General features: G+C 34.8%; 8 protein-coding genes. All 8 read right to left on the bottom strand.

All coding sequences use genetic code 11. The annotated features are described in order from the left end of the window. Window positions 1–959: 959 nt before the first annotated feature. Window positions 960–1,160, bottom strand: coding sequence for a hypothetical protein (locus tag HOG71_11955; GenBank protein ID MBT5991555.1), 201 nt, complete (start codon window positions 1,158–1,160; stop codon window positions 960–962). After that, window positions 1,157–1,363, bottom strand: coding sequence for a hypothetical protein (locus HOG71_11950; GenBank protein MBT5991554.1), 207 nt, complete (start codon window positions 1,361–1,363; stop codon window positions 1,157–1,159). Before HOG71_11950 ends, HOG71_11955 begins: the two co-directional genes overlap by 4 nt. A 15-nt stretch (window positions 1,364–1,378) precedes the next feature. After that, the gene (locus HOG71_11945) at window positions 1,379–1,867 is read right to left on the bottom strand and encodes a DNA repair protein RadC (GenBank protein MBT5991553.1); all 489 of its coding nucleotides are present in this window, start codon (window positions 1,865–1,867) and stop codon (window positions 1,379–1,381) included. 122 nt (window positions 1,868–1,989) lie between these two features. Next, complete coding sequence (locus HOG71_11940; GenBank protein ID MBT5991552.1) at window positions 1,990–3,036, bottom strand: hypothetical protein; 1,047 nt, start codon at window positions 3,034–3,036, stop codon at window positions 1,990–1,992. Window positions 3,037–3,094: 58 nt separating this feature from the next. Beyond that, entirely contained in the window at window positions 3,095–4,132 is a 1,038-nt protein-coding gene (locus tag HOG71_11935) for a hypothetical protein (GenBank protein ID MBT5991551.1), read from the bottom strand. Between the two features lie 223 nt (window positions 4,133–4,355). Continuing rightward, window positions 4,356–4,640, bottom strand: coding sequence for a hypothetical protein (locus tag HOG71_11930; GenBank protein MBT5991550.1), 285 nt, complete (start codon window positions 4,638–4,640; stop codon window positions 4,356–4,358). Next, complete coding sequence (locus tag HOG71_11925) at window positions 4,612–5,538, bottom strand: DUF932 domain-containing protein (GenBank protein MBT5991549.1); 927 nt, start codon at window positions 5,536–5,538, stop codon at window positions 4,612–4,614. Before HOG71_11925 ends, HOG71_11930 begins: the two co-directional genes overlap by 29 nt. Next, window positions 5,528–5,755, bottom strand: a complete 228-nt coding sequence (locus tag HOG71_11920; GenBank protein MBT5991548.1) for a hypothetical protein — start codon at window positions 5,753–5,755, stop codon at window positions 5,528–5,530. Before HOG71_11920 ends, HOG71_11925 begins: the two co-directional genes overlap by 11 nt. Window positions 5,756–6,055 lie beyond the last annotated feature (300 nt).

Genomic DNA, 6,055 nt, shown 5'->3' with positions numbered 1-6,055 from the left:
CCAACGAAACTTGAAATGGAGGAATACTTAGCTGCGGAAAACGAAATTGATGACGAACCTGCCTGAAGACAAAAGCTCAATGGAGAACAAAATGAGTTGATCATAGAAGCGTTACCGGCACCAAAAAACAGAGATAGAAACGAGTGGAATAAAAGACTTTGTTTAATTAATTTCAATTCTATGACTCTTACGACACCAAGACAACGAAGAATACTAAATTCAACTGAAGTATAATCATTTGGAATTTGTTTGTGAATTATAATTGGATTCTCTTTTGAATTACCTGTCTATCAGAAATTTGGAAATTTATATCAAGATCACTTTTTACTATTTTTTTTAAATTCATAATGCCAATTTCTTTTTTTATAACTGTTATGCTGATCGGAGTTCGACCGCTCTATTATTTTATTGAGTCGCGTAGCTTGATGTTTCTCTTTGATAATTCTTTGCACGCTGCACAATTTTTTACTGAGCATAATATTGAATTGTGAATAGGAGTTCTGTTGAATATTTCTTCTCCAACCCCACAGGAGCAATATCTATAGCCTACACCGGTAGGTACTAACCCAGTGTTCTTGCATCTAAGGCAGAAAACCTTAAGCATTATTTCACCTCTTTAATTATGTGATCTGTTCAATAATTAGTTATATTGATCTATTTATTTTGCGAATTTGAATGGTATCCGACCAGATAAATAAAAAAATCTGATTCAAAAAATTTGTAACAATATTTCAGAACTCAGTAAAGATATTTATAAATAAATTTTAGTAAAAATATAATTGATTCAGGAAGAATCTGGCGGGGTATTGTTTTAAAAATAGTGGCGGAGTCGGCGGGATCAGACGGGGTAAAACTGGCAACAAAAAAAAGACGCTACATAATTGGCACTTAACCTAAAAAAAATAACCCCTCTCCATTACAGAAAGGGGTTATTATAATCCAGCACCTTCACCACCAAATCATTCCACATGCACGTAATCCATCGTCACACAAAGAAGATTATCATAATCCCCAAACATAGCTTCTTTCAGATATTTATCCACGTACTCATTATCAGCTCCAGCTTGTTGAAGTGCATCTTTTACACGACCCATTATAGAGAATGCATTACCATCGGTATCGATAAGTTTCACGGTTGGTTTTTCTGTTGGTTCTGTCATGATTTTATTTCCTTTTTCCTTGAAATTATTTTAGGTTTCAGAAGAAGTCTTGTGTATTCCTTGGTTTCACACATTTTACAAAAGGTTTTGTTGGATATTTTTTGACCTTCTCTAAATCCTGATACCCTGATGTGCTCCTCACATTCGTCACAAACATAAATTGCATAACCTGGTATAATTTTACCTGCTTTATTATTTTTCATTCATCCTCCTTTAAATCACGCAAAGATAAGCTTTCTCATGCGATTTTTAATTGTTTCGATAATTCCAGAGTCAGCCATGGAATAATATCTATCGCCTATAATTATATGGTCGTGCAGCTTAGCATCCATACTCAGAAGGGAAATCCCGACTTTCATTGTAACTTTTTTATCCTCTGTTGTAGGTTCCGGATCTCCTGAAAGATGATTGTGGACCAGGATAACTGCTGTTGCTTTTAGCGAGATAACCCGTTTTATAATTTCCCGGGGATACACCATTGAATAATTGATCGTGCCATCAAACATCTTTTCAATAGCCAGGACCCTGTTTTTAACATTCAGAAAGATACAATACATTCTTTCAATATCATCCTTTTCAGCGAAAATTGGTTTCATTACATGGTAAACGTCCTTTGGTGAATATAGGTGGTTACCTTTTGATGATTCCTTTATCATTGAAGCAAATACACCTGATTTAAGGTCATCCCAGAATTGTTTTTTATCCATTTGTTTAATCCTTATAAAAAAAGAGAAACCCTCAATGATTTCTCAAAGAGGGTTTTATTAAAATTTATTTGAATTGATTAAAAAATTTTAAAAATTTTCTTAGAACTTAAAGTCCTATATTTCTATCTGTCAGTTGAAGTACTGCTATTATCAGTTTTCTTGGCAACTTTTTCTGTTGGTATTTCTAATTGAAAAACTCTGGTTACAAATTCAGCTGCTTTTATTTTGGAAGCCTTTTTAGCTTTACTATTACTTCCCACTTTAGCACCTGAACTTTCACGTTTGCATTTATCTAAACCTTCTCTATCGTAGAGTCCTGTGGTGGTTTCCAACATTCTACCATCTTCAAACATTATAACTCGACATTTGGTAAAATCATCCGCTTCACGAACATCCTGTAAAGAATATGAAGCATCAAATGCATGATAGGCACCTTTATAAATGACAGCTTCTGCATCATACCCATTGTCTTTAAACTTTTGAACTAAAGGAATCCAAGGAGCTGCCGGCACCCAATTATCCTTTTCACCTAACAAGGCGAGGATAGGCGCTTTGGTAAATTCAAAGGGTTCGAAATCACTTGGCATAGAATAAAGACAAAGGTGCAGGGCAAACTGATTTTCAGTATTCATTACTTTAATAAATGGTTTCCAATGAGAATAAAGCGTGACTCCACCACCTTTGGATTCGCCTATAATACCGATCCTGTTTTTATCAATACGAGGGTGATTAGCCATTACATCAAGAGCACGGAATGCGTCAACTCCCATTTCGGCAGTAGTAACTGATAATTGATTTCCAGCAGTGGATTTTACGCCACGAGCTTTAAAGCAATCCAACTTAAAGGTTGCAATTCCCATTTTATGAAACATTTCCAGCCAGGGGTCAATACGACCTATAGCACTTTTAGTAAAGCCACCACCGGAACCATGCACATAAATCATGCATGGAATCTTTCCTTCTTTGGGTGCTGCTTTGGGTATTGTAAATTTACCATAGATTTCGATATCTTTACCATTTTCAATACCATCAAGTACATCAGGGAAATCTCCAAGATCCTTTGTTATGAATTTAATTGTTTCTGTTTTATCTCCAAATCCTGCATTTGCAAGTGTTACAGAAAAGACGATCACCAATACTACCATTAACGATTTAACAAATTTTGTCATTTGTTTTCTCCAAATAAGAAGGCTATTGTTTTAAAATTAGGTTATTTTTCAAATGCCATTATCTTTCATTTGCAGAATTGCTGACGGATGAGGATTTCGTATTGATTTCACTGGCGATTGATTCTTCTGTTGGCATCTCTATTTGGAAAACCTTAGAGATAAAAGATTTCACTTCAACCAACGCTTGTTCTTTAACTTTTTTATTTTTACCATACTTTATTTTAGACTTTTTCACACAACATTTAATGTAATTTGAATCACGACTATCCAAATTACATTTGGTATTAAGTAAAACACCATTGGGCTGCATTTTAAATCTGCAATTAAATGCATTATAAAAACTTGCATTTTTTAAGCTATATTCCGCATCAAACAAATGATAAGCTTCTGGGTATACAATGGTTTTTACTGGATAACCAGTAGCTTTTAAATTTGCAGCAAAGTCAACACATGTTTCTGTAGGCACCCAAGTATCTTTACCACCTGATAGAATAAGAATAGGAGCACCACTAAAATCAAATTCTTCAAAATCATAGCATAGAGGATATAAAGAAATATTAGCTGCAAATTTCAGATCACTCTTTATAACAGCTTTTCTAACTGGTTCCCAAGCAGTTGATATTGATGCTACACCGCCTACGCAAACACCCATAACACCAATTCTATTAGAATCAATATCAGGATGATTACTTAAAGCTTCTAATGCTTTAAGAGCATCTGTGGCCATTACCATGGATCTAACTTTGCTTGATTTTACATCGGTACCAGAAACTCCTCTTGCTTTGTAGCAATCCAGCTGAAGAGTTGCAATTCCCATTTTTTGAAAATTTGTCAACCAATAATTATTTCTTGGCCGTAATCCACCTTGATCATGGATAAATACAATTGCAGGTCTTTTATCATCACCGGGAGGTATAACCAACTTTGCTTTCAATTTTACTGACTTTGCTCCATCAAGACCATCCACCATATCTTCATATGTGGATACAGTATAGCTTGTAAATTTAATTGTTTCTGTTTTGTTGCCTGCATTTGCAAGTGTTACAGAAAATACGATTACCAATACTACCATTAAAGTTGTTTTAAAAAGTTTCATTTTTTCTCCAAATAAGAAAGCTATAATTTTAAAATAGATTACTTGTAGTTAAAATTTTAGTAATTGATGTTAATAAGCGAATCTGAATATATCTGTCAATAGGTATAAACCCCTAATTTTAGGTTAAAATTCTATATTAACAACATAAAAAAACCCTCAATGATTTCTCAAAGAGGGTCTTAATAAATTCATTTTGCGAACAGCGGTTCGTTAATTGACCATATTATTTAAACTTTGAAAATGATAATGAGACTTCATTTACATTAGAGTTATCATTATAAAAGGAACCAAGATACCAGTCATTCCCAACCTTAACTTTAAACTCGAATTTTGATTCTGCCCATTTTTCCAAAGCTTTTTGATTCAATGTTGGCACTTCATCAAAGAAAGAATCTTTTTTTACTATACCATTCGAGATTTCAGGAATTTGATTAAGATTTAATTTCACACAGTTTATCATTCCCATGTTTAATTCTCCTTTAATTGACCATGGCCAGAATATTTCCACCGGTTCTTTGCAATTTAAATGAAGATTCAGCTGAGAGATCCTTGTGCTGGGAACCCTTAGTATAAGCTTGAATGATATGAAACATTGTCTCCCCAACATCGTGTGCCCATCCCCACTCAACAGCATCCTGCTCAACTTTATTAACGTTGAACTGGCGGTTAAAACTCAGCATAGTTCCTTCCGGATTATCAACAACAGAGTCCATGGATATTTTAAATTGATCTCTTTTATTTCCAAGCTCAGAAGATACTTTCTCCAGGACATTAGGAAATTCTTCCAGGATCTTTGTGGACACATGGCGATATGACGCGGAAACGCCGGACGAGGATATAAGTCCATTAGTGCAAATAAGACGTAATACAAACGCAGATATGCTTAAACTGGCCAACCCGACTTCAGAATTTGAAATAGATATACCCGGAGTAAATTTGTCCCCGTCAATTTCAAAAGCTTTTTTTCCATCTGGAATGGAAAGTGACATAAATTCAGGATCAAGGGAACACTGGACTTTGGTTTCAGGTTTAAACCCGAGTTGATCCAGCTTATATAATGCTTCAAAATTATCAACAGGAACATATCTTGGCGTGAAGAGTGCCCGAACATCATCACCATCAAACCGGAAGAATAGTCGATCATTTTTCTCTTTCTCAATCCAATAATTTAAATTATCCGCCTGAATTTCCTGGGGGCACTTCTTTAAATAATTGTATGGAATTCCCAATCTATTGGAAATTGCTCTTTGAGCAACTGGTCTAACTGTGTGGGATTCTCCTGAGATCCTGATACGATCAAGACTATCAAATTTAATTTCAGGGACATCAATGTTTTGATCAAAGCAATTTTTACTCATGAGATCAACTTTGTCATAAACTTTTTCAAGTGTGGTTTCATGCTGCATGGTTTTTTCCTCCAGTAGTTAATTTTTTATTGTTAAATGAACAGATTTTGCATTTGGTTTTATCCTGGCACTTGCGGCATATTTTATTGGTGTCAACAATCATGGGGATATGATCAAAGACTCTTTCCATAGCTTTTGTCATGGGAATATCCAGCGCCCATGCGATTCTTCTTAAAGTGCATGAAGATTGTTGACTAAGCTCGGGTGTATACGCCATTTAATGTTCCTCCATTGGTTTGATTCTTAAAAGTGCAGTTTTCTGCGTTTCATTCTGGTAATTTAAAGATTCATTCTCAGGCCCTGTAGATTTTATTATTATGAAAATAGTTTGGGTTTGATTCTGGGAGATACACCTTTCATCTCCTGGTGTATTATATTTCCCCTGACGACTCTACAGGGTGCATATCCATACAAGCGGACGGGAGACTCCCAGATGAGTTTGATTCTAATAATAATTTTTAATTTGAGTTGAAAATTGTTTAGAATGGGATTCTTGCTGAGGAATTAAAAAGGGTTT

It is taken from the genome of Bacteroidota bacterium (assembly GCA_018698135.1).
Taxonomy (GTDB): domain Bacteria; phylum Bacteroidota; class Bacteroidia; order CAILMK01; family JAAYUY01; genus JABINZ01.
The sequence above is the reverse complement of the archived record's forward strand: the minus strand, read 5'-3'. Positions and strand labels throughout refer to the sequence as shown.